Origin of the sequence: Corticimicrobacter populi (assembly GCF_003123725.1) — a bacterium.
Taxonomy (GTDB): Bacteria; Pseudomonadota; Gammaproteobacteria; order Burkholderiales; family Burkholderiaceae_B; genus Corticimicrobacter; species Corticimicrobacter populi.
This window is the reverse complement of sequence record NZ_QETA01000005.1, coordinates 1-24,152: the sequence shown is the minus strand read 5'-3', so window position 1 is coordinate 24,152 and position 24,152 is coordinate 1. Positions and strand designations below refer to the sequence as shown.

Below are 24,152 nucleotides of genomic sequence, written 5' to 3'. Positions count from 1 at the left end.
GTTTCCTCGATCCCGTGAATGTGTATCGATGAACCTGTCGTTCGAGCGCGGCCAAATCCCTACCTGGACGATCAACTCAATGGAGCGAGGCGATACCGACTCTGCCGGCCTGCCGCTGCACGCGGACAGGCAAGATGGTCGGCAGCAGCCCCAACAACTGCTCGATGTTACCGCTGTCGAACACGCCAGACAGCAACAGTCCGGCCGTCCTGGCATCCTCGACATGGATGGACAGAGCGGTGTATCGCTGGATCTCTTCCAGCGCCTGCCCAAGCGGCATTTCCTGGAACACCAGCCGCCCCTGCCGCCAGGCGGCCTGACGCGCCTCGTCAAACGGCTGCACGTGCAGGGCTATGTTTTCGTTTATCTGGCCAGCCGGCACGCTCACCTGCTGGCCTGGCTGTAACAGCAGCGCTTGGGTAACGTCCCGCCCATCGCGCCAGACCGCCACCTTCCCCTGGTACACGCTCACCGAGGTCGAAACCGACCGCTGCCACACATCGAAACGGGTTCCCACTACCTGCACCCGGACCGCATCCGCCGCGACCGTGAATGGCCGCCAGGCTGACGGACTGACGTCGAATCGTGCCCGCCCCTGCGCCAGCCGGACCTGCCGGGAACGCAACCGCCATTCGACATTCAATCGGGTATTGGTATCCAGCGTCAGTTGGCTGCCATCGGCCAGCGCGATTTCGGCACGCTGCCCCACCAGGGTAGCAAACTGCTCGGAACGATAGACCGGATCAAGCCACCATGTCCCCGCAGCCAGCAAAACGATGGCCAGGACACCACCTGCCTTCCTGAGCGCACGACGGCGGCGCGAAGCTGCAGGGCGTGCAGGCGGTACAGGAAAATGATGCAGCAACGCGGCGCGATGCTCATCCAGCACCCTGGCCATCTCGTCCCCCCCGGCACCGGCGGCCTCCTGGTTCGGCTGCGCCAGACTGCCAGTCCGTACACCTGTCGCGTTCCGGTCAACCTGGAGTGCCGCGTCTGTGTTCGTCGCTTTGCTCATGCTTCAGGCCGTCACCACACCCGCTTCGTTCAACACATCGGCCAACGCGAAACGGCAGCAGGCGATCCCTGTGCGCAGATGCTTTTCCACGGTCTTGAGCGAAATGCCGAGATGATCGGCTATCTGTCGCTGCGGCCACTGATGGATATTGCACAGCACGAAAACATCCCGGCAGCGCGGCGGCAACGATTCGATAGCCTGCACCAGCAGCTCGAACTGCTGGCGCGCATAGTAGCGATGCTCGGGCTCCTGGTTGGCGCAGGCCGTCAACTCCAGGCACTCGGGATGAAGATCCAGGCTGCCGTTCAACGATTGCCGCAGTACCTCGCCACGCAGGCAATCGATGGCCCGCCGTCGGCTCAGGGTGCGCAGGAACGCGAGCGGAATCCGGACCGTACCGGTCGGCGCATCCTGGCGCAGCAATTGCAGGCACACCTCGTGCACGGCTTCGCGGGCCATATCCCGAGCCTGGTGCGCACTGCGCCCCTGGAACACACGACCAGCATGACGTACCAGTTCATCGTAGTGATGAACCAGTGCGGCAATGAGGGGGTGAGTATCGTTCTGGGCGCGCATGACACGATCGCGTGATTGCGAAACGTGCAAGATTATCACAAAAGAGAAGCGTTATTTTTTACGTGTATCTCTCAATGGCTTGCGGGTTCAATGACCACACCACCCAGCTCTTGGACTTTCAAAATCATCTCTCGCGTTGCCTCAGCATATTTTTCACATGCATCGGCCACAGAAAATTGCTGTAACGCAGTTTGAATATAGGTTGACAGGCAATCTTCTGTGCTCAGTCCCATATGGCCAGCAACGGCCTGGGCCGTGCCAGCGATCAGTGCGGCATCGCCCGCACAATGCCTGCCATTTCGCAGTTGGTAGCAGTGAGATTCGCCAGGGAAAGCGCGTGCAAGGGTATGGCAGATGTATGGATTTTCACTTATACGGTTTTGCCTTCAGGTAGACATTCGTATCAAAACATCAAGGGGCTGCAATCATGCAACCCCTTGATGGCACTCAAAACACCTCAAACAGCCTAGATATCCAGATTGGCTGCCGTCAGTGCATGCGTTTCGATAAACGCCCGGCGCGGCTCGACCTCGTCACCCATCAGTGTGGTGAAGATTTCGTCTGCTGCCAGGGCATCCTCGATCTCCACGCGCAGCAGGCGACGTACGGTCGGATCCATGGTGGTTTCCCACAACTGGTCGGGATTCATTTCACCCAGACCCTTGTAGCGCTGCTTGGACAAGCCGCGCTCGGCATCGGAGAACAGCCACTGAATGGCCTCGCGGAAATCGGCGACCGGCTTGTCGCGGCGCTTGTCACCCGTACCACGGGCCACCACGGCACCGTTGCCGACCAGCCCCAGGAACGTCTGCGCGGCACGCGACAGCACGCCGTAATCAGCGCTGCGCAGGAAATGCTGATCGATCACCGTGACCCGGACATTGCCATGATGCTGGCGCTGAACGATCAGGCGCGGCACACCGCTTTCGACATCGGTCTCAACCAGCACAGTCACATTCTCGGGCACCAGCGGGTTGAAGAGTGCTTCCTGCAGGCGCTTCGCAGAGGCTTCGGCCTGGGCCACGTCGTCAAGCTCAATCGCTACGCCTTCGGCCAGGGCGCTCAGCGTGGCCTCATCCATGATGCGGCCCAGACGTGAAATCACGCTATTGGCCAGCAGGTATTGGCGCGCCAAGGTTTCGAGTGTGTCACCGGTGATGAGATCGCCCTCGGCGGACGGCTTGAGTTCCGCATCGCGCAGCGCCAGTTGCAGCATGAACTGCGCTTCCTCGACATCATCCTTGAGATAACGCTCATCCTTGCCGACCTTGACCTTGTACAGCGGCGGCTGGGCGATATAAATATGGCCGCGCGTGACCAGCTCAGGCATCTGGCGATAGAGCAACGTCAGCAGCAGCGTGCGGATGTGAGCGCCATCGACGTCCGCATCGGTCATGATGATGATGCGGTGATAGCGCAGCTTGTCGATATTGAAATCGGGTCCGATGCTGGTACCCAGCGCGGTGATCAGGGTCGCGATCTGCTCGCTGGCGACCAGTCGGTCAAAGCGTGCCTTCTCGACGTTGAGCACCTTGCCACGCAGCGGCAGAATAGCCTGGAATTTGCGGTCACGGCCCTGCTTGGCCGAGCCTCCTGCGGAGTCACCCTCGACGATGTACAGTTCGCACAGCGACGGATCCTTTTCCTGGCAGTCGGCCAGCTTGCCGGGCAGGCCAGCCCCTTCGAGCACACTCTTGCGCCGCGTCATTTCACGGGCACGACGGGCCGCTTCACGAGCACGGGCGGCCTCGACCACCTTGCCGCACAGAGCCTTGGCATCGGCCGGATGCTCCAGCAGCCAGGTTTCGAGCGTACGCGCCACAGCCTCTTCGACGGCCGGACGCACTTCGCTGGAGACCAGTTTGTCCTTGGTCTGACTGCTGAACTTGGGCTCGGGCACCTTGACCGACAGTACGCAGGCCAGGCCTTCGCGCATGTCGTCGCCGGACGTCTCGACCTTGGCCTTCTTGGCCAGTTCGTTGTCGGCGATGTACTTGTTGATGACGCGGGTCATGGCGGCGCGCAGGCCGGTCATATGGGTACCGCCGTCACGCTGCGGAATATTGTTGGTAAAGCACAGCACGCTTTCGGCGTAGCTGTCGTTCCACTGCATCGCAACCTCGACACCCACGGACACACCACCGGCCGACGATTCGGTCGACACCGAGAAAATATCGGGATGCAGGACCGTCTTGCTGCGATTGATGTACTCGACAAAGCCCTTGACGCCACCCGAGTAGGCAAAATCGTCTTCCTTGCCGGTGCGCTTGTCGACCAGGCGGATCTTGACACCGTTGTTGAGGAAGGACAGTTCACGCAGCCGCTTGGCCAGAATTTCGTAGTGAAACTCGATGTTGTTGAAAATCAGCGGATCGGCCAGGAAGTGCACCTCGGTACCGTGCTGATCGCTTTCGCCGATCACGGCCAGCGGTGCGACGCGCACACCCTGGCGAAACTCCATGTGATGCACCTGGCCCTTGCGGCGGATCGTCAGGCGCAGCCACTCGGACAGCGCGTTAACGCAAGACACGCCCACGCCGTGCAGACCACCGGAGACCTTGTAGGAATTCTGATCGAACTTGCCGCCCGCATGCAACTCGGTCATGACAATTTCGGCAGCGCTGCGGCCGTGCTCGTCATCATGGTGGATATCGGTCGGGATGCCCCGCCCATTGTCCGTGACCGAGATCGAGCTGTCGGCGTGGATGGTGACCACGATGTCATCGCAATAACCGGCCAGCGCTTCGTCGATGGCGTTGTCGACCACCTCGAATACCATATGGTGCAGGCCAGTACCATCTGACGTGTCACCGATATACATGCCCGGACGCTTGCGTACCGCCTCCAGGCCCTTGAGCATCTTGATCGAGTCGGCACCGTATTCGGTACCGGAAGAAGTCGGCGTAGTCGTATTCTGTTGATCGGACATAGTGTTGTGCGGTCCTGTCGGTTAGATGCGCATCGGCATGACGACGTACTTGAAGCTTTCGTCGTCGGGCAGGGTGATCAGCGTGGAGGCGTTGCCATCGGGCGCGACCGACCAGCGGATGTTCTCGGTCTTGACGTTGCCCAGCACGTCCAGCAGATAACTGACATTGAAGCCGAAATCGAGCGGTTCGAAGCTGTAGTCGATCTCGAGCTCTTCCTGCGCCTCTTCCTGCTCGGCATTGGAGGAGGAAATACGCATCTGATGAGTGGTGAACTGCACGCGCACGCCCTTGAACTTGTCGCTGGTCAGGATAGCGGCGCGCTGCAGGCTGCCCTGCAATGCATCACGGCGGATATCGACGTGACGGGTGTAGCTGGTCGGGATCACGCGGGTGAAATCGGGGAACTTGCCCTCGACCAGCTTGGAGATCAGCTCGACATCGCCGAAACGGAAACGGATCTGGCCCTGGGCCACATCGATCTGAACGGGCTCTTCGCTCTCATCGAGCAGGCGCAGCATTTCCATCACGGTCTTGCGCGGCACAATGACCTCGTGGCGCTGTGCCGGGCCGGTGACCGGCGTGGCATCGTGAGCCAGGCGGTGACCATCGGTCGCCACGGCACGCAGTTGCTCGGGTTCGAACACCAGCAGCATGCCGTTGAGGTAGTAGCGGATATCCTGCTGAGCCATGGAGAAATGCACCATGTTGAGCAGGTGGCGCAATGCCTTGCGGGTCAGAGTGAGCGACACATCCCAGGTCTCGGGCTGGCTGAGGGTCGGAAACTCGCTGGCTGCCAGGGTCTGCAAGGCAAAGCGGCTCTTGCCGGACTGCACGTTGAGCTTGCTGCCTGCCAGGCTCAGGCGCACGTCGTTGCTGTCGGGCAGCGCACGCAGGATGTCGAGCAGCTTGCGGGCGGCCACCGTAGTGGACTCGGCCTCGGCACCGACGCCAAAGCTGCCTTGGGTGGTGATCTGCACTTCGAGATCAGTCGCCACGAAGGATACGTTCTCGCCTTCCTTGCGCAGCAGGATGTTGGCCAGGATGGGCAATGTATGGCGGCGCTCGACGATGCCAGCCACCGTAGTCAACGGCTTGAGCAGGGCATCACGCGTGGTCTGTACGAGTTGCATGGTTATCCTTTGAGCGTTTGTTCGAGTACGTGCAGGGAATGGTTGAGTTCGGTCTGCTTGGTGCGGGCATCGGAGATTTTACGCACCGCGTGCAGCACTGTCGTGTGATCGCGACCGCCAAACAGATCGCCGATCTCGGGCAGGCTTTTCTGGGTCAGTTCCTTGGCCAGGTACATGGCAATCTGGCGCGGCAGTGCAATATTGGCAGGCCGGCGTTTCGAATACATGTCGGCGACCTTGATCTTGTAGAAATCGGCCACCGTTTTCTGGATGTTCTCGACCGTGATCTGGCCGTTGGAGACCGACAGCAGGTCCTTGAGCGCATCCTTGCACATCTCGACCGTCAGCACATCGCGGCCATGAAAGCGTGCATAGGCCAGCACCTTGCGCAGCGCACCTTCAAGCTCGCGCACGTTGCTGCGCAGATGCTTGGCGATGAAGAAAGCCACCTCCTCGGGCATGGGCATGCCTTCGGAATCGGCCTTGCGCAGCAGGATGGCGACGCGCATTTCGAGTTCGGGCGGCTCGATGGCGACCGTCAGGCCGGAATCGAAGCGCGAGATCAGGCGGCTGTCGATGCCTGCCAGTTCCTTGGGGTAAGTATCGCTTGTGATGATGATCTGCTTGCGCTGTGCCACCATCGCCTCGAAGGCGTAGAAGAACTCTTCCTGGGTTCGATTCTTGCCGGAGAAAAACTGGATATCGTCGATCAGCAGCAGGTCGAGCGAATGGTAGTAGCGCTTGAAATCGTCGAACGCCTTGCGCTGGTAGGCCTTGACCACGTCGGAGACATACTGGTCGGCGTGTACGTAGCGCACCTTGGACTTGGAGCCGGTGCCGGCCTGCACCATGGCGTTGCCAATGGCGTGGATCAAGTGGGTCTTGCCCAGGCCCACGCCGCCGTAGAGGAACAGCGGGTTGTACGAGACGCCTGGATTTTCGGCCACCTGCAGCGCAGCGGCGCGCGCCAGCTGGTTGGCCTTGCCGGTGACGAAGTTGTCGAACGTCATGTCGGTGTTGAGCCGCGAACGATCGTAAACCGCCTGACCCGTAGCCTGGGACGCCAGCACCAGTGTCGGGGCCTCGATCCGGGTCGCGTGCTGCGTACCGGTATCGGCCTGGAAAACGGACGAAGCAGGTACCTCAGCCGGCAGTGGGGTTTCAGTAGGCAGCAGGCCAATGGCCGGAGCCGGGATCGGTGCGGGCGCAGCAGGAGCCGGCGCAGGTGCCAGGCCAGCCCGCCCCTGGGCCAGTTCAAACGTGACCTGCACCGGGCGATGGAACCACTCGGCTGCCAACTCCTCGATGCGCAGTGAATAATTCTTGCGCACCCAGTCGAGCTTGAAGCGATTGGGTGCGGCCACGCGCAGCACCGCCTGCGTTTCATCGTACGCAAGCGGTACCAGCGGGCGTATCCACGCGCTGATCTGTTGGGGGGGAATATCCTGCTCCAGCCGGGAAACGCAGGTTTGCCAGAACTCGTTCATTTGACTCTTATCCAAACCTCGATTCTACCCTGTCCCGGCCCATGTTATCCACAGGCCGCCTACCCGGTTACACGTTCACCACCTCTAACCGTTTGACTACACTGCAAAAATTTGATGAAATAGAGGGCTTTTCACTGTAGCGGGCGATTTTCTGCTGCGCAGGCCATGCCTGATGCAGCCTGGGATGCGGCTCGGTACTGCCCTTGGACCAACCCTCCAGACCAACCCGGATCTGAACATGAAACGTACTTTCCAACCCTCCGTTACCCGTCGCAAGCGCACCCACGGCTTTCGCGTGCGCATGAAGACCCGTGCCGGCCGCGCCGTGCTGAGCGCACGCCGTGCCAAGGGCCGCAAGCGCCTGGCAGTGTGATCGAGCCTCGGCCGACAGCCCGCTTTCCCGCTGCCGCCCGCCTGCTGCGCCCTTCCGAATACGCCGCGTGCCTCAAGAACCGCCGCGTATCCCGAGGGGCTTTGTTCGTACTGCATAGCGCACCTGCAGCGACCTCCGACGCGCCCGCCTGCTCGCGCGCGCGCCTGGGGCTGATCGTTGCCAAACGCCTTGCACCACTGTCGGTCAGTCGCAACGCCCTCAAGCGTGTGGCTCGCGAAGCCTTTCGCCAGATACAGGGGCAACTGCCGCCTGCCGACTATGTCGTGCGCCTGGGCAACCGCATTCCCGAAACTTCGCTGACCGAGCTCAAGCGCCAGGCACGCGCCGAGCTGGACAGGCATTTTCGGAGGGCGGCCCAATGCTGAAGTCACTGCTGATCGCACCGATCCGCTTCTACCGCTATTTCATCAGCCCCTGGACCGGCCACTCGTGCCGCTTCACCCCCACCTGCTCCCAGTACGCCATCGAAGCCATCGAGACGCATGGCGCATGGAAGGGATTCTGGCTGATGGTGCGACGCATCGGCCGCTGCCACCCATGGGCCCAGGGCGGCATCGATCCGGTACCGGGCTGCCAGTGCGGCGCGAACCACGCACCGCATGGGCCGCAACACGAACACGGCGAACATGACGGACGCCACCATCCGCAGCCTTAACCGGCTAAACTTGTGGACTTTGCCGCAAACCTGATTCCGACACACCCTTTCCGCTCCGGCCGGATTTAACTCTCTGCAGGCACCATGGATATTCGACGCACCATCCTCTGGATGATCTTTTCTTTCGCGCTGCTGCTGCTCTGGAACAACTGGCAGACCCATAATGGTCAGCCCGGCCTGTTCAGCTCCCAGCCGGCACAGGCCGATACCACGAGCGCACCCATTGCCGGTACGCAGAGTGCCGCCGATCCGGCCGTGCCCGCGGCCGCGCAGGCCCCTGCCGCAGCCACCGGCACCGTGCCGGGCGCATCACAGCCCACGCTGGCCAGCGTGCCCGCAGACAACGCCCCGCAGGATCGTCTGCTGGTCGTCTCCAGCGATGTACTGCGCCTGACCTTCGACACCCAGGGTGCGCAGATCATCAAGGCGGAGCTGCTCAAGTATCCGGCCAGCAGCGGCTCCGACCAGCCCACTATCCTGCTCGACAACGTGCCTGCCCTGACCTACCTGGTGCAGACCGGTGCCGTGGGTGCGCCCGCCGGTGCCGAGGCCTACCCCAACCACCTGTCGCAATTCAGCGTGATCAGCGCCGACCGCGAACTGAACGGCGACAATCTGACCGTGGTGTTCCAGGCCGAGTCGGGCGGCGTACGCCTGGTCAAGAGCTTCAGCCTGCAAAAGGGCAGCTACATCGTTGACGTCAAGCATGCCCTGACCAACACCAGCGAAGCTGCCAAGTCGCCCTCGGTCTACCTGCAGATCACCCGCGATGGCAACCAGCCCGCCGACTCGTCGAGCTTCTACCGTACCTTCACCGGTCCGGCCGTATACTCGAACCAGGACAAGTTCCAGAAGGTCACCTTCTCCGACATCGAGAAGAACAAGGCTGACTACGTCCGTCAGGCAGACAATGGCTGGATCGCCATGATCCAGCATTATTTCGCCACGGCCTGGGTACCGCCGCAGGGCAAGCTGCGCACCAACGACATCGTTGAGCTGCAGAAGAACCTGTTTGCCGTGCGCGCCATCGAACCCGTCGATGCCATCGCCCCTGGTGCGACCACCATCGCTTCGGCCCGCCTGTGGGTTGGCCCCCAGGATCAGCAAGCCATGGAAGCCCTGGCCCCCGGCCTGGACCTGGTGGTGGATTATGGCTGGTTGACGATCATCGCCAAGCCGCTGTTCGCGCTCATGACCTGGCTGCACATGCTGCTGGGCAACTGGGGCTGGACCATCGTCGCCCTGACGGTGCTGATCAAGGCCGCTTTCTACCCGCTCGCTTCGGCCAGCTACCGCTCGATGGCCAAGATGAAAATGGTCGCCCCGCGTCTGCAGGCCCTCAAGGAGAAGTATGGCGACGACAAGCCCAAGCTCAACGCCGCCATGATGGAGATGTACCGCAACGAGAAGATCAATCCGCTGGGCGGCTGCCTGCCGATCCTGGTGCAGATCCCGGTCTTCATCTCGCTGTACTGGGTGCTGCTGGCCAGCGTCGAGATGCGCGGTGCCCCCTGGATCCTGTGGGTGCATGACCTGTCGGTGCGCGATCCGTACTTCATCCTGCCCGCCGTGATGATGGCCACCATGTTCCTGCAGATCAAGCTGAACCCGACGCCGCCCGATCCCATGCAGGCCAAGATCATGATGATCATGCCGCTGGTGTTCGGCGGGATGATGTTCTTCTTCCCGGCAGGTCTGGTGCTGTACTGGTGCGTCAACAACATCCTGTCGATCGCACAACAGTGGTACATCACCAAGAAGATAGAAAAGCAGACGGCAGCAGCCGCCAACAACTGAGCGGCATGACGAGGCAACGGGCTGTCCGACATCCTTGGGGATGACCATCGGCCCGTTCCACGACGCAGTCTCCGAAGGCGCCAGGCAGACAGCCGGCGCCTTTTTGTTTATTGTCTACCCTTGCTGAGTTTTTCCCGGAGCACACTGAGATGCTGAAAGACCTGACCGACCTTGTTTCGCTGACCGGCCTGGGCCTGCTGCTGATGCTGCCGCTGTCCAATCCGTTGACATCGATGATCATGTTCCTGTCACTGAGCCGCTTCATCCCCTACAAGGAGCGTCAGGCACAGGTGCGCCAGGCCACGCTCTATGTCTTCATGATCATGATCGTCACCTTCTTTGGCGGACATCTGATCATGCAGTCGTTCGGGATTTCCATACCCGGCATGCGCATCGCCGGTGGCCTGATCGTGGCCTTCATCGGCTTCACCATGCTGTTTCCCAGCAGCAACACCGATCTGCCCGAGGCCCAGAAGACCAACGAGACGGCCATGGCCAGCGCCAATGTGCCCAACATCGCCTTCGTACCGCTGGCCATGCCGGGCACGGCCGGCCCCGGCACCATCGCGATGATCGTCAGCGTGGCCGCCACCATCAACGGCAGCGATACCAAGGAATATGCAGACTGGGTCCTGATGGTCTCGCCGGTCATCGTCTTCGCCTTGCTGGCCCTGCTGTTCTGGCTCTGCCTGAGCTCGGCTGAAAAGATCGTCAAATTCATCGGCCACAACGGCGTGGAGGCCATTTCACGCATCATGGGCTTCCTGCTGGTCTGCATGGCGGTCCAGTTCGTGATCAACGGCGTGCAGGAAATCGTCACCCCAACCACGGCAGCACCCGCTGCAGCGTTCTAGCGGCAGCTCGCGCCAGCAGGAGTTTGCATGAATGCCCATCACACCGACCTGATCGCCGCCATCGCCACCGCCCCAGGCCGGGGCGGTATCGGTGTGGTGCGCGTGTCCGGCCCGGACCTCACCACACTGCGCACACGTCTGTTCGCCCAGCCCCTCAGACCACGCCACGCACACTTCCTGCCTTTTCTGAGGGACGACGGCAGTACCATCGACGAGGGTATCGTGCTGTCCTTTCCCGGCCCGCATTCGTACACCGGCGAGGATGTGCTTGAGCTGCAAGGCCACGGCGGCCCGGCTGTGTTGCGACAGGTGCTGGAGCGCTGCCTGGAAGCGGGCCGCGACCTGGGCCTGCGGCTGGCCGAGCCGGGGGAGTTCACCCGGCGGGCCTTTCTCAATGATCGCCTCGACCTGGCGCAGGCCGAGGCCGTGGCCGACTTGATCGAAGCCTCTTCGGACGCCGCCGCACGCGGTGCCATGGCCTCGTTGTCCGGTGCCTTTTCGACCCAGGTCGATGCGCTGGCAGGCGACATTGTGGGCCTGCGGACGCTGGTCGAAGCCACGCTGGACTTTCCCGAGGAAGAAATCGATTTTCTCGAAAAATACCAGGCACGCGGTACGCTGCAACAACTACGGGAGACCCTGCAGACCATCATCGCTCAGACACGCCAGGGCGTGATCCTGCGCGAAGGTCTGCGGGTCGTGCTGGCTGGCCAGCCCAATGTGGGCAAATCGAGCCTGCTCAATGCGCTGGCCGGCTTCGAGGCCGCCATCGTCACCCCGATTGCCGGCACCACCCGCGACAAGGTCGAGCAACAGATCCACATCGACGGCGTGCCGCTGCACATCGTCGATACCGCCGGCCTGCGCGACACCGAAGATACGGTCGAACGCATCGGCATCGCCCGCAGTTGGCAGGAAATCGAGAAGGCGGACGTGGTGCTGCATCTGCGAGATATCCGCTCGGTGATGGAACTGACCGACGGGTCGGCACAGAACACCGATGCTGCGGCAGCCCGCAGTCACGTCAATGAGCCGGGGGCCTCCGATCTACCCAGAGGCAGTCATCTGCCTGCCATGGGTGAATCACCCATCCTGGAGCCGGACATTGCCGCCCGCGTGCCGGCCGGCACGCCGGTACTGACCGTCTACAACAAGCTGGACCTGCTGCCGGGCGGCACGGACACCCTCGCCTGCGCCGCACAGCCTTCCCCCAACGGACGGCGCGATGCCGGCGAGATCCTCTGTATTTCCGCCGCCACCGGCCAGGGGCTGGATACGCTGCGCCAGACACTGCTGCGGCTGGCCGGCTGGAATGCCTCGATGGAATCCCCCTGGCTGGCCCGGGAACGACACATGCAGGCGCTGCTGCGCGCCAGCGAGCACCTGGAAATGGCCTGGGCGCACGCACAGATGGATGACCGCGTGCTGGATCTGTTTGCGGAAGAGCTGCGGCTGGCACACGAGGCGCTGGGGGAGATTACCGGAGTTTTCAGTAGTGATGATTTGCTGGGGGAGATTTTTTCCAGCTTCTGCATCGGGAAGTGATTTTGGATTCAAGGACATCCACTGAAGTCTGCTTATGTGCCTGTAACCCGCATAAATAAAGGGATTTTTGTCTACTGAGTGATTCGGTGATACAGTCAAGGCTACTCACTTTTATGTCCAAGTTTAGTTCCAAGTAGCGGGTTTATTGCTTTCCTCTGTCTACTTGGACATACGGAGGATGAGATGGCCCTGACCGACAACGCACTCAAGGCGCTCAAGCCCAGAGACAAGACCTACACGGTCACCGACGACCGGGGGCTTCATGTGGAAGTGTTCCCGACCGGGGGTATCGTCTGGCGTTACCGCTACCGGCTGAACGGCAAGTACGAGAAGCTGACGCTGGGCAAGTACCCTGCGCTAACGCTGAAGAACGCTCGGCTGAAGCGGGATGAGGCGGCCCAGCAAGTGGCAATGGGCGAATCACCGGCAAAGAAGAAGCAGCAAGCCAAGGTGGCCGGCGCAGAAGACGCCACCGTGGCTAAGTTCTCCGAACGCTTCTTCAAGGACATCCAGTCACGCGACCGCAAGGACGTAACCATGCCTCGCCGCTACCTGGAGAAGGACATCCTGCCGCACATCGGTAGCAAGCCGGTCCGGAACATTACCGCAGAGGACGTGCGCGGCGTCATCTGGCGCAAGAAGGAACAAGGCTTCGATGCCGCGGCCGGCCAGGTGCGCGGCTTGCTCAAGCGCATGTTCGACTACGCGCTGACCTGCGGCCTGATCCAGGCCAACCCGGTCATGGCTCTGCCCATGCGGCACGTCTACCGCGCCGCCGCCCGCGACCGGGCGCTAACGCCGGACGAGATCCGGCAGTTCCTGCGCGCCATGCAGACCTCCAACATCCGCCGCCAGTTCAAGATCGCCTTCCAGTTGATCCTGATGACCCTGGTGCGCAAGTCCGAACTGATGCTGGCGCAGTGGAAGGACGTGCACCTGGACGAAGGCGAATGGCACATTCCGGTCGAGAACTCCAAGACCGGCAAGCCACACATCGTCTACCTGTCCACCCAGGCGCAGACGCTGTTCAAGGAACTCAAGCCGCTGGCCAGCAGCAGCGACTGGGTGCTGCCGGGGCGTGGCACCCTGGCCAAGCCCTTCGCCAACAATGCGCTGAACCAGGCGCTGAAGGTGTCATTACAGGGGCAGGAGATTCCTGCCTTCACCATCCACGACCTGCGGCGCACCGCATCGACGTTGCTGCATGAGCAAGGCTGGCCTTCGGATGTGGTGGAAAAGGCGCCGAACCACACCATCGGCGGCGTGCGCGGTGTCTACAACCGCGCCGAGTACGCTGAGCAGCGGCGGGAGATGTTGCAGGCGTGGGCGGACTACATCGACGGGCTGGCACCGTCGGGAAATCTGGTGGTGTAGTCCATCCGGGGGAAGACTATGGCCTTTTCCTTTTCTGAATAGGGCCGTTGTCCCTTGATTGCCATTCCCTTGCCTTTTCCTTTTTGACAGGCATTTATGATCGACGATGATTATCAGAGACTGATACAATTTTGAGTCAACGTGTCATTGGATTTGCGATCATGAAGCGCTGCATTGTGGGTATCCGACAGCCAGAAGGTTCGCCACCAAAGGGAAGCGAAACGCCCAGTATTTGGTTTCCGTCACTGGCATCACTGGCAGCGGTGCTGTCGGACGACAACCGCCGCCTGCTGCGCCTAATCCACGACAAACAACCCAAATCCCTGACCGAACTGGCCGAACTCAGTGGCCGCAAGGTGCCGAACCTGTCGCGCACGCTGCGGATGATGTCGGATTACGGCCTGGTGTCGCTGCAGCGCAATGTTCGAGATGTTCAGCCGACAGCGCTGGCGACTGAGTTTCTGGTGGTGCTGGATTGATGGCTACGAATAAGAGAGGGAATGCAATGGCACGGATGTGGATGGTGCGAGGCGAAGGCGGAAGCTTGTATGACGCCTTTCGAGAACGCGGCGTAGCTGCCGTGGGCTGGAATCAATTGGCAGCCCATGCCAAACCCGGTGTCGGACGCAAGCAGCTAATCGCCCTGTACCAATCCGCCGACCCACAGGCAAAGCAAGGCACAGTGGTATCGGGTGCATCGCAGGTCTGGCGCTTCGTCAACGACATCCAGGATGGCGACTGGATCATCACCTATTCGCCAGCCAATCGCCTGTACTCGATCGGCAAGGTCACGAGGTCAGCCGAACACCACCCTGAGTGGGCCGAGCAAGGCATGCCGCTGGCGCGCAAGGTGCAGTGGCAAACGCAGGAATTGCCACGCGACAGCTTGGGCACCAGCACAAAGAACAGCCTGGGTTCGACCCTGACCCTGTTCGAAGTGCCATCCAGCGCGGCAGCCGAAGTGCTGGCGGCGCTGAAGGGTAAACCGGCGCCAGCCGTGGAAGATGAAGCCGAGGAAGTCATCGCCGATCCATTGGCCGATATCGAATCCCAGGCGCTGGAGCGCATCAAGGATCGGGTCAACGAACTCGACTGGGACGACATGCAGCAACTGGTCGCCGGCATCCTGCGCGCCATGGGCTACAAGACGCAGGTCTCGCCTCCCGGCTCGGATCGAGGCAAGGACATCGTTGCCTCGCCAGACGGCTTTGGCTTCGAACACCCGCGCATCGTCGTGGAGGTCAAGCACCGCAAGGGGCAAATGGGCAGTCAGGATATCCGCAGCTTCCTCGGCGGCCGCCACAAGGATGATCGTGGGCTATATGTAAGCACTGGTGGCTTCTCCAAGGATGCCCAGTACGAAGCAGATCGAGCATCCATCCCGCTGGCAATGTGGACGCTGGATCATGTGGTGCGCGCCCTGATCGAGCATTACGACGCCACCGATGCCGAAACCAAACGAATCGTGCCGCTGAAGCGGCTGTACTGGCCCGCTTAAAGCCAGAGGAATAATAAGTGACATCTACTGAACAACTGATTGAACGCTTTATCGCCACGTTGACCTCCTTGGGCGGCAGCGCGGGAAATCAACGTCTGCTCGAAGCACTGGGTTGGCAGGACAGCACTTACCAGCGTATCAAGCAACAACTGATCAAAGACGGCCGAGTCCGCCCAGGACGGGGACGCGGCGGTTCAGTTGCCTTGAACACAACCACGCACGTCGGGACGGTCGTACCCAAAGATGCTCCCAAACCTAAGTCTGCACAGCCCAAGGCCACAACAGCAGCTTCGAGTCAGACACCCGTGTCGGAAATCGACTATGCCGACCAGCTGTGGAAAACCGCCGACAAACTGCGCGGCAACATGGAGCCCAGCGATTACAAGCACGTCGCGCTCGGCCTGATCTTCCTCAAGTACATCTCGGATGCTTTCGAGGCTCGTCATGCAGAGTTGTTGGCGGAAGACCCGCTGGCGGCGGAAGATAAGGATGAATATCTCGCCGACAACATCTTCTGGGTACCCAAGGAAGCACGCTGGTCGCACCTACAAGCTAACGCCAAGCAGGCGAGCATCGGGACGCTGATCGACGACGCCATGCGCGCCATCGAGAAAGACAACGAATCCCTGAAAGGCGTGCTACCCAAGGACTACGCTCGGCCTGCCCTCAACAAGGTGATGCTGGGGGAACTGATTGATCTGATTTCCGGCATCGCGCTGAACGAGAGGGGCGACAAGTCCAAGGATGTGCTGGGCCGGGTATACGAGTACTTCCTCGGTCAGTTTGCCGGTGCCGAAGGTAAACGTGGCGGAGAGTTCTATACGCCGCGCAGCGTGGTACGCACCCTAGTGGAAATGATTGAGCCGTACAAAGGCCGCGTGTACGACCCATGTTGCGGCAGCGGTGGTATGTTCGTGCAAAGTGAGAAATTCGTGAACGAGCACGGCGGGCGTATCGGCGATATCGCCATCTACGGCCAGGAAAGCAACTACACCACCTGGCGCCTGTGCAAGATGAACCTTGCCGTGCGCGGCATCGACAGCGACATCCGCTGGAACAACGAGGGCAGCTTCCACAGGGACGAGCTACGCGACCTAAAGGCCGACTTCATCCTCGCCAACCCTCCGTTCAACATTTCCGACTGGGGCGGCGAGCGCCTGCGCGATGACGTGCGTTGGAAATTCGGCTCGCCGCCGGTGGGCAACGCCAACTATGCATGGTTGCAGCACATCTTCCACCACCTTGCGCCGCACGGCTTTGCCGGTGTGGTGCTGGCGAATGGCTCCATGAGCAGCCAGCAGAGCGGCGAGGGCGAGATCCGCAAGGCAATGATCGAAGCCGGCGCGGTGGATTGCATGGTTGCGCTGCCGGGGCAGTTGTTCTACTCCACGCAGATTCCAGCCTGCCTTTGGATACTGGCCAAAGACCGTAGCAACGGACTGGCGAAGAACAGCAAGCTGCGCGACCGGCGCGGAGAAATCCTGTTTATCGACGCACGCAACATGGGTGTGCTCGTTGACCGTACCCGACGCGAGTTGACCGAAGACGAAATATCCAGGATTGCAGATACCTACCATGCATGGCGGGGCGAAAAGCATGCGGGCGTATACACCGATGTACCCGGCTACTGCAAATCCGCATCGCTTGCTGACGTTCGCAAACACGGTCATGTGCTCACACCGGGGCGCTACGTCGGCGCTATGGCGCAAACGGACAATGGTGAACCATTCGATAAAAAAATGCAGCGCCTCGCAGCGCAGTGGCGCAAACAGCAATCAGAAGCGGCAAAACTTGATGCACTCATCGAAGTCAACCTGTCGGAGCTGGGCTATGGTTGCTGAATGGCGTGAGGTATCGCTCGGCGATTTATTTAAGGTGAAACACGGCTTCGCTTTTAAGGGTGAGCACTTCACTGATGAACCGCAAAAAACTGTGCTGGTAACACCTGGGAATTTTGCTATCGGTGGTGGCTTTAAAGACGACAAGCGAAAGTATTATCGCGGACCAGTTCCGCAAGATTATGTTCTCAGGCCTGAGCAAGTCGTTGTGACTATGACCGATTTGAGCAAAGAGTCGGACACGCTTGGTTATGCAGCAAGCATTCCTAGGGATGAAATGACTTGGTTGCATAACCAGAGAGTCGGGCTGCTGGAATTCAACCCAGACGTGCAAACATCTCCGCGCTTTGTGCAATATCTGTTACGCACACATGAATATCGTTCGTGGGTTGTAGGTTCTGCTACAGGTACTACGGTCAAGCACACGTCACCAGGACGAATTGAGAGTTTTGTAACGTGCATCCCTCCTTTCGAAGAACAATGCGTCATCGCCCGTATCCTTGGTGCGTTGGACGATAAAATCAACCTTAACCGACATATGAACCAGACGCTGGAAGCGATGGCCAGCGGTCTGTTTAAGTCCTGGTTTGTAGACTTTGACGGCGTACCGCCAGAGGATATGTGGGAATCAAAACTAGGCTTGATTCCGAAAGGCTGGCGTGTATCTACAGTCGGTGAGGAGGTCGCCATATTCGGGGGCTCGACGCCGAGCACTAAGGAAGTCGAATACTGGGATAATGGTACATACCACTGGGCCACGCCCAAAGATTTGTCCTCGATCGTCTTTCCAGTGTTATTGGCTACTGAACGCAAAATCACCGACGCGGGCTTGGCAAAAATTACGTCGGGTTTGTTGCCCTCCGGGACCCTGTTGCTTTCATCGCGTGCACCAATTGGTTACCTGGCGATTACAGAAGTGCCGACAGCTATCAATCAAGGCTTTATTGCCATGAAGTGCAACGGAGTGCTGTCCAACGTTTTCATGTTGAACTGGTGCCGCGAAAACATGGATGCCATCGTCGGAAATGCCAACGGCTCAACCTTTCTCGAAATCAGTAAAAGCAACTTCCGTCCTCTACCCATAATCGTTCCACCTGCAGAAACCCTACATAAGTTCGAACAGAAAGTAAGACCATTACATCAGCGTATCGTTGAGAACGAACGCCAATCCCGGACACTCGCCCAACTCCGCGACACCCTGCTGCCAAAGCTGATTTCAGGCGAGTTTCGTGTAAAGGATGAGGAGCAGCGCTTCCGGGGAGAAACAACATGAGTCTGGACTGGTGCCCTGGTATCCGTGAGGCTTGCCTATATTGGCGCGATGCGCCAATGTTGCAGCAGACTTTCGAGGCACTGGAGCGCACGCTGGACCAGGACAACGACGCGTGCATCGACTGCGCGAAATCCATCGTCGAAGTTTTCTGCCGCATCATCGTGAATGAACTGGATTCACTTACCCAACCCGTCAAGCCGAAAGCCACGGCTCCGGATTTCGGTGAGTGGGTCAGTGCTGCAGTACGCGTGCTGAAGCTTGGAGAAAACCAGAACAACAAATTTCTCAAGCTGGTATCGCAACATCACAAACTGACAACAGCATTGGGCGATCTACGGAACGAATCTGGTCCAGTGAGTCATGGGCGGGATGGATTTCTTGCCAAACTGTCCATCCATCATCGCCGCTCAGCAGTCTTATCAGCGGATGCGCTGGTGATGTTTCTGCACCAAGCCTATCTGGAAGCGCAGCGAGACCCGGTCAATTCGCGCGAGCCATGGGAGCGGTTTGAAGAATTCAACCAGTTGATTGACGCTCATGTCGGGTTGGAACTGCTGATGGACGATGACGGCAATCCTGAGTTTCGTATTCTTCTGCCTGGCCATGATTCCTTTCCCCTCAATGTTTCCGTTAGCCGTTTGCTCTACCAGCTTGATCGTGATGCTTATATCGAAGCATTGAACGCCGCACGTGATGCTCCTATAGCGGAGCAAGACGCAGAACAAGGAGAACCCTGATGGCCTGGGATTGGGCAGTCATTGGAACCGCGGTGGGTGGCTTTTCCACCCTGATCTACACAGCATTCACTTATGCGCTGCTACGCGAAAACCGCGCGCTGCGGAAAGCGGGCAGTTTGCCGCAGGTCGTTGCCCATTTTGAGCCACACCCAGACGGTAATGGAGCCTTGCAACTCTCACTTTCCAATGTGGGCTCGGGCCCAGCCTTGGATGTCTGCTATTCGTTCGAGCGTGAAGACGGCGATTTCGAGAATTATCATATTCTGTTCAAGCACACCGAAGAACGCCCTGCGCTGACCATGATTGGTCAGGGTGAGAAGTTCAGCTTTACCTTTGCCATTGGGTTCAATCTGTTCAGGCCCAAAGACACGAACGTCAGCAAGCAACTCAAACCTTTTTACGTCAAGGTTAGCTGGCGTGCTGCTGGAGAAAAGAAGCTACACGCTGAAAAATACCTTTTGGATGTCTCGGCGTATGCCGGACTCCCGGGGATTGTCGAAAAGCCATCCATTGTCAAGATCGCTGATGCGCTGACTGACATCAAGAAGCACATGGGCACATTGGCCAAAACCGCTGACGCACAGATTCGATTTATTGATGCAACCTCAATCGAGGAGCACATAAGGAAAGTCGTTCCGGCACGACAACCACCTTCCGATGAGGAGCAGAGCTGATGGCATTTCTATCAGAAGCCGCAGTTGAGCAAGCCCTGCTCGAACAACTACGCAGGTTGGGCTATACCATAACCTCGGACAACACCATCGGCCCGGACGGCAGTGCGCCGGAGCGTGAAAGTCATGATGTCGTCATTCTGAAAGCGCGACTAGAGGATGCTGTATTACGGCTTAATCCGCAGTTGCCGCCGGAGGCGAGGGCCGACGCCATCCGCAAGCTCACCCAGAGCGAACTACCAAACCTGCTGGAGGAAAATCGCCGTATCCACAAGCTGCTGACCGAAGGCGTGGATATCGAATACTACGCAGACGACGGTGTACTCACCGCAGGCAAGGTATTGCTGCTCAACTTCGAGCGGCCCGAGAGCAACGACTGGCTTGCTGTTCAGCAGTTCGTGGTCATAAGCGGTCAATACAAGCGCAGACCGGACGTGGTGTTATTTGTCAACGGTCTGCCACTGGCGGTGATCGAGTTGAAAGCGCCCGGCAGCGCTGGGGCAAACCTGGTGGGCGCGTTCAATCAGTTGCAGACCTATAAGCAGCAGATCGCCGCGCTATTTCACACGAATGCCGTGCTGGTCACCTCCGATGGCATAACGGCACGGGTTGGCTCGCTGTCCGCAGATCTGGAACGTTTCATGCCATGGCGTACCACCGACGGCAAGGACGTGCTACCCAAGGGACAGCCCGAGCTACCGACACTGATCGAAGGCGTGTTCGAACCTCGACGCCTTCTCGACCTGCTGCGTTGGTTCACTGCGTTCGGAGAGGCTGGGCGCGGATTGGTCAAGATTATTGCTGGTTATCACCAGTATCACGCGGTCAACCACGCCATTGAATCCACCATCCGAGCCGCCAGCTCAAGTCGAAGTGTGCACGAAGAACCTGGGCACTACGGATTGCCCAGCGTGGAGACACAGGCACATGGTGACCGGCGCGCAGGCGTGATCTGGCACACCCAGGGCAGCGGAAAGAGCTTGCTGATGGCCTTCTACGCCGGTCGTCTGGTACAGCACTCGGCGATGAAGAACCCAACACTGGTAGTGCTCACCGACCGTAATGACCTGGATGACCAGTTGTTCGCCACCTTCTCGATGTGCAAGGACTTGATCCGGCAAACGCCGGTGCAGGCCGAGAACCGTGAGGATTTGCAGAAGTTGCTCGCACGTGCTTCCGGCGGCGTGATCTTCACCACTTTGCAGAAGTTCGGTGAAGTGAGCGAACCGCTGACCGAACGCAGCAATGTGGTGGTCATAGCCGACGAAGCGCACCGCAGCCAATATGGGTTGAAGGCCAAGGTGGATAGGAAGACTGGCGAAGTCTCCTATGGCTTTGCTAAATACATGCGCGATGCGCTACCCAATGCCTCTTTCATCGGCTTCACCGGTACGCCCATCGAAGCCACTGACGTGAACACCCCTGCGTTGTTTGGCAATTACATCGACATCTACGATATCAGTCGTGCAGTCGAAGATGGGGCAACAGTACCGATCTATTACGAATCGCGGCTGGCTCGTATTGAACTGGATGAAGACGAGAAGCCCAAGCTGGACGCCGAGGTTGAGGCCTTGTTGGAGAACGAAGGCTCGGATGAAAGAGAAAAGTTCAAGGGGCGTGCCGCCGCTGTTGAACGGCTGGTCGGCAGCCAGAAGCGACTGGCCTTGGTGGCACAAGACTTGGTGACACACTTCGAGGAGCGGGTCGCTGCGCTGGATGGCAAGGCGATGGTGGTGTGCATGAGCCGCGAAATCTGCTTTGATCTGTACAAGGAAATCATCAAACTTCGCCCTGACTGGCATAACGCTGACGATACGTTGGGAGCTGTCAAGATCGTGATGACCGGCGCAGCCAGCGACCCGCCGGAGTGGCAACCGCATATTGGCAACAAAGCCCGGCGCGATCTGTTGGCCAGGCGAGCGAAAGACCCTAACGATCCGCTGAAGCTGGTGATCGTGCGCGATATGTGGCTGACTGGCTTCGACGCACCATCCATGCATACCATGTATGTAGACAAACCGATGAAGGGTCACGGTTTGATGCAGGCCATCGCAAGGGTCAACCGCGTGTTTCGTGATAAGCCTGCCGGCTTGATTGTCGACTACATCGGTATTGCCCAAAACCTGAAATCCGCACTGGCGCAGTATTCACCACGGGACAAGGAAAATACTGGTATCGACGAGGTACAGGCCATCGCACAGATGCGGGAGAAGTACGAGGTGGTACGAGACATGTACCACGGCTTCGACTATCTCACAGCTTTGGGCGGCACACCACCGCAGCGCTTGGTGATGATGGCTGGCGCCATTGAGTGGATTCTGGATAAGCAGCAGCAATGGGCAGCGGCAGAAACTACCGACGAAGGCAAAAAGAACGCACAACGTCGTTATCAGGATGCGGTCCTCGCCTTGTCCACGGCCTATGCCCTGGCTTCCGCCTCGGATGAGGCGCGCGCCATTCGCGAGGAAGTCGGCTTCTTCCAGGCTATCCGCGAGGCATTGGTCAAAAGCGCCACAGGGTCGGGCATCAGCACACAGGAACACGACCTAGCCATCCGACAGATCGTCAGCCGGGCGGTGGTCTCCACCGAGATCGTAGACATACTCAAGGCGGCCGGCATCCAATCGCCGGACATTTCCATCCTGTCTGACGAGTTCCTCGCTGAAGTGCAGCAGATGGAGAAGAAAAACCTGGCGCTGGAGGCATTGCGCAAACTCGTCAATGACGGCATCCGCTCACGCAGCAAGAACAACATCGTGCAGACCAAGGCATTCTCAGAACGGTTGGAAGATGCGATTGCGCGCTACCATGCCAATGCCATTACCACCGCTGAGGTGTTGCAGGAACTGATTCAGATCGCCAAAGACATCCGCGCTGCGCGTGCGCGGGGCGAGGAGCAAGGCCTGAGCGCGGATGAAATCGCTTTCTACGATGCACTGGCTGAGAACGACTCGGCAGTGCAAGTAATCGGCGATGACAAGCTCAAGGTGATTGCTCACGAATTGCTAGTGAGCCTGAGGGGCAACATTTCAGTGGATTGGGCACGCCGAGATTCGGCGCGGGCGCGAATGCGTGTGCTGGTCAAGCGCATCCTGCGTAAATACGGTTACCCGCCAGATTTACAGGACGCAGCGGTGCAGACGGTGTTGCAACAAGCTGAAGCACTGTCAGCTATGTGGAACCTGCCAACTTCCGGAGGAGATGCGCTATGAGTGGCAAACGCACCTTAATCCGCAACAGCACATCCGAGTTTCTGATCTTCACTGGACAGGCCGGCGAGCAGAGCATCGAAGCTCGCTACGAGGACGAGACCCTGTGGCTGTCGCAGAAGCTGATGGCTGAGTTGTTCGGGGTGGATGTGCGCACCATCAGCGAGCATCTGAAGAACATCTTTGCCAGCCAGGAACTGGCCGCAGAAGCAGTTATCCGGAAATTCCGGATAACTGCCAGTGACGGCAAGAACTACCAGACCCAGTTTTACAACCTCGACGCCATCATTTCCGTTGGCTACCGGGTCAATTCCCTACGCGCAACGCAGTTCCGCCAGTGGGCGACTGGCGTGCTGCGTGAGTTCGCTATCAAGGGCTATGTGCTGGATCGTCAGCGCATGGAAAACGGCAGCTTCCTGGGCGAGGACTACTTCGAGCGGCTGTTGGCAGAAATCCGCGAGATACGCCTCAGCGAGCGACGCTTCTACCAGAAGATCACCGACATCTATGCCACCAGCGTGGACTACAACAAGGACGCACCGACCACCAAGACCTTCTTCGCCAAAGTACAGAACAAACTGCACTACGCCATCCACGGCCATACCGCTGCAGAGTTGATCCGCAAGCGGGCCGATAGCAGCAAGCCACATATGGGGCTGACTTCCTGGGCGAGCGCGCCCGAAGGCAAGATCCTGAAAACCGACGTGGCCGTGGCCAAGAACTACCTGACCAAGGACGAGTTGGATTCATTGGGTCGTATCGTCAACGCCTATCTGGAACTGGCCGAGGATCGTGCTCGCCGCAAGATTCCCATGAGCATGGAAGACTGGTCCAAGCGGTTGGACGCTTTCCTCGAATTTGATGAACGGGAAGTGCTGCAGAACAGCGGAAAGATTTCTGCAAAACTTGCCCAGACACATGCGGAAAGTGAATTTGAGAAGTACAGAATTGTGCAGGACCGCCTGTTTGAAAGCGATTTCGACAAAGCAGTGAAAAAACTGGCGGCCGGTGAGCCGAACACCTAAGTCCAAGCTCTCCCCCTCCCCCAACTACTCCAACGCCTTCCGAATCTTCTCCGTAGAAACCGGAAACTCATAGAAGCGTTTGCCGATGGCATGAGCTATCGCATTGCTGGTGGCCGCCACGATGGGAATCATGCCCAGTTCGGC

Annotated in this window: 20 protein-coding genes; 15 read left to right on the top strand and 5 right to left on the bottom strand. The window is 59.3% G+C overall.

What is annotated here, in order from left to right; translation table 11 throughout:
- Positions 1–76 precede the first annotated feature (76 nt).
- The 5 genes from DD235_RS11885 to dnaA all read right to left on the bottom strand — a co-directional run bounded on the left by DD235_RS11885 (position 77) and on the right by dnaA (position 7,138).
- Positions 77–1,015, bottom strand: a complete 939-nt coding sequence (locus tag DD235_RS11885) for a FecR family protein (protein WP_109062318.1) — start codon at positions 1,013–1,015, stop codon at positions 77–79.
- Positions 1,016–1,018: 3 nt separating this feature from the next.
- A complete protein-coding gene (locus DD235_RS11880; RefSeq protein ID WP_109062317.1) occupies positions 1,019–1,591 on the bottom strand; it encodes an RNA polymerase sigma factor in 573 nt (190 codons plus the stop codon).
- Positions 1,592–2,057: 466 nt separating this feature from the next.
- The gene (gyrB, locus tag DD235_RS11870) at positions 2,058–4,520 is read right to left on the bottom strand and encodes a DNA topoisomerase (ATP-hydrolyzing) subunit B (protein ID WP_109062315.1); all 2,463 of its coding nucleotides are present in this window, start codon (positions 4,518–4,520) and stop codon (positions 2,058–2,060) included.
- 21 nt (positions 4,521–4,541) lie between these two features.
- Positions 4,542–5,651: a DNA polymerase III subunit beta gene (gene dnaN / locus DD235_RS11865; RefSeq protein WP_109062314.1), complete on the bottom strand. Its 1,110-nt coding sequence runs from the start codon at positions 5,649–5,651 to the stop codon at positions 4,542–4,544.
- A gap of 2 nt (positions 5,652–5,653) precedes the next feature.
- Positions 5,654–7,138, bottom strand: coding sequence for a chromosomal replication initiator protein DnaA (gene dnaA / locus DD235_RS11860; protein ID WP_109062313.1), 1,485 nt, complete (start codon positions 7,136–7,138; stop codon positions 5,654–5,656).
- A 238-nt stretch (positions 7,139–7,376) separates the two neighbouring features.
- Here dnaA and rpmH point away from each other — a divergent pair, with 238 nt between their 5' ends.
- From rpmH to DD235_RS11785, 15 genes are all read left to right on the top strand, one after another.
- Positions 7,377–7,511 carry a 50S ribosomal protein L34 gene (gene rpmH / locus DD235_RS11855; RefSeq protein ID WP_043679136.1) on the top strand — a complete coding sequence of 45 codons (135 nt, stop codon included), beginning with the start codon at positions 7,377–7,379 and terminating at the stop codon, positions 7,509–7,511.
- Positions 7,508–7,897, top strand: a complete 390-nt coding sequence (locus DD235_RS11850; RefSeq protein WP_239990128.1) for a ribonuclease P protein component — start codon at positions 7,508–7,510, stop codon at positions 7,895–7,897. Before rpmH ends, DD235_RS11850 begins: the two co-directional genes overlap by 4 nt.
- Entirely contained in the window at positions 7,891–8,187 is a 297-nt protein-coding gene (gene yidD, locus DD235_RS11845) for a membrane protein insertion efficiency factor YidD (RefSeq protein WP_109062312.1), read from the top strand. Before DD235_RS11850 ends, yidD begins: the two co-directional genes overlap by 7 nt.
- Positions 8,188–8,271: 84 nt before the next feature.
- Positions 8,272–9,984, top strand: a complete 1,713-nt coding sequence (yidC, locus tag DD235_RS11840; protein ID WP_109062311.1) for a membrane protein insertase YidC — start codon at positions 8,272–8,274, stop codon at positions 9,982–9,984.
- A 149-nt stretch (positions 9,985–10,133) separates the two neighbouring features.
- Positions 10,134–10,838 carry a MarC family NAAT transporter gene (locus tag DD235_RS11835; protein ID WP_109062310.1) on the top strand — a complete coding sequence of 235 codons (705 nt, stop codon included), beginning with the start codon at positions 10,134–10,136 and terminating at the stop codon, positions 10,836–10,838.
- A 27-nt stretch (positions 10,839–10,865) separates the two neighbouring features.
- Positions 10,866–12,383: a tRNA uridine-5-carboxymethylaminomethyl(34) synthesis GTPase MnmE gene (gene mnmE, locus DD235_RS11830; RefSeq protein WP_109062309.1), complete on the top strand. Its 1,518-nt coding sequence runs from the start codon at positions 10,866–10,868 to the stop codon at positions 12,381–12,383.
- 183 nt (positions 12,384–12,566) lie between these two features.
- Entirely contained in the window at positions 12,567–13,757 is a 1,191-nt protein-coding gene (locus DD235_RS11825) for a tyrosine-type recombinase/integrase (RefSeq protein WP_109062308.1), read from the top strand.
- Between the two features lie 161 nt (positions 13,758–13,918).
- Entirely contained in the window at positions 13,919–14,236 is a 318-nt protein-coding gene (locus DD235_RS11820) for an HVO_A0114 family putative DNA-binding protein (RefSeq protein WP_035269521.1), read from the top strand.
- Between the two features lie 26 nt (positions 14,237–14,262).
- On the top strand, positions 14,263–15,255 hold the full coding sequence (locus tag DD235_RS11815; RefSeq protein ID WP_162300479.1) for a restriction endonuclease: 993 nt from the start codon (positions 14,263–14,265) through the stop codon (positions 15,253–15,255).
- Positions 15,256–15,560: 305 nt separating this feature from the next.
- Positions 15,561–17,096 carry a class I SAM-dependent DNA methyltransferase gene (locus DD235_RS11810; protein WP_109062530.1) on the top strand — a complete coding sequence of 512 codons (1,536 nt, stop codon included), beginning with the start codon at positions 15,561–15,563 and terminating at the stop codon, positions 17,094–17,096.
- A complete protein-coding gene (locus DD235_RS11805) occupies positions 17,086–18,366 on the top strand; it encodes a restriction endonuclease subunit S (RefSeq protein WP_109062306.1) in 1,281 nt (426 codons plus the stop codon). The genes DD235_RS11810 and DD235_RS11805 overlap by 11 nt, the downstream gene beginning before the upstream one ends.
- On the top strand, positions 18,363–19,103 hold the full coding sequence (locus DD235_RS11800) for an abortive infection family protein (protein ID WP_109062305.1): 741 nt from the start codon (positions 18,363–18,365) through the stop codon (positions 19,101–19,103). The genes DD235_RS11805 and DD235_RS11800 overlap by 4 nt, the downstream gene beginning before the upstream one ends.
- A complete protein-coding gene (locus DD235_RS11795) occupies positions 19,103–19,777 on the top strand; it encodes a hypothetical protein (RefSeq protein WP_109062304.1) in 675 nt (224 codons plus the stop codon). The genes DD235_RS11800 and DD235_RS11795 overlap by 1 nt, the downstream gene beginning before the upstream one ends.
- On the top strand, positions 19,777–22,986 hold the full coding sequence (locus DD235_RS11790; RefSeq protein ID WP_109062303.1) for a type I restriction endonuclease subunit R: 3,210 nt from the start codon (positions 19,777–19,779) through the stop codon (positions 22,984–22,986). Before DD235_RS11795 ends, DD235_RS11790 begins: the two co-directional genes overlap by 1 nt.
- Entirely contained in the window at positions 22,983–24,008 is a 1,026-nt protein-coding gene (locus DD235_RS11785; RefSeq protein WP_109062302.1) for a virulence RhuM family protein, read from the top strand. The genes DD235_RS11790 and DD235_RS11785 overlap by 4 nt, the downstream gene beginning before the upstream one ends.
- The last annotated feature ends 144 nt before the right edge of the window (positions 24,009–24,152 follow it).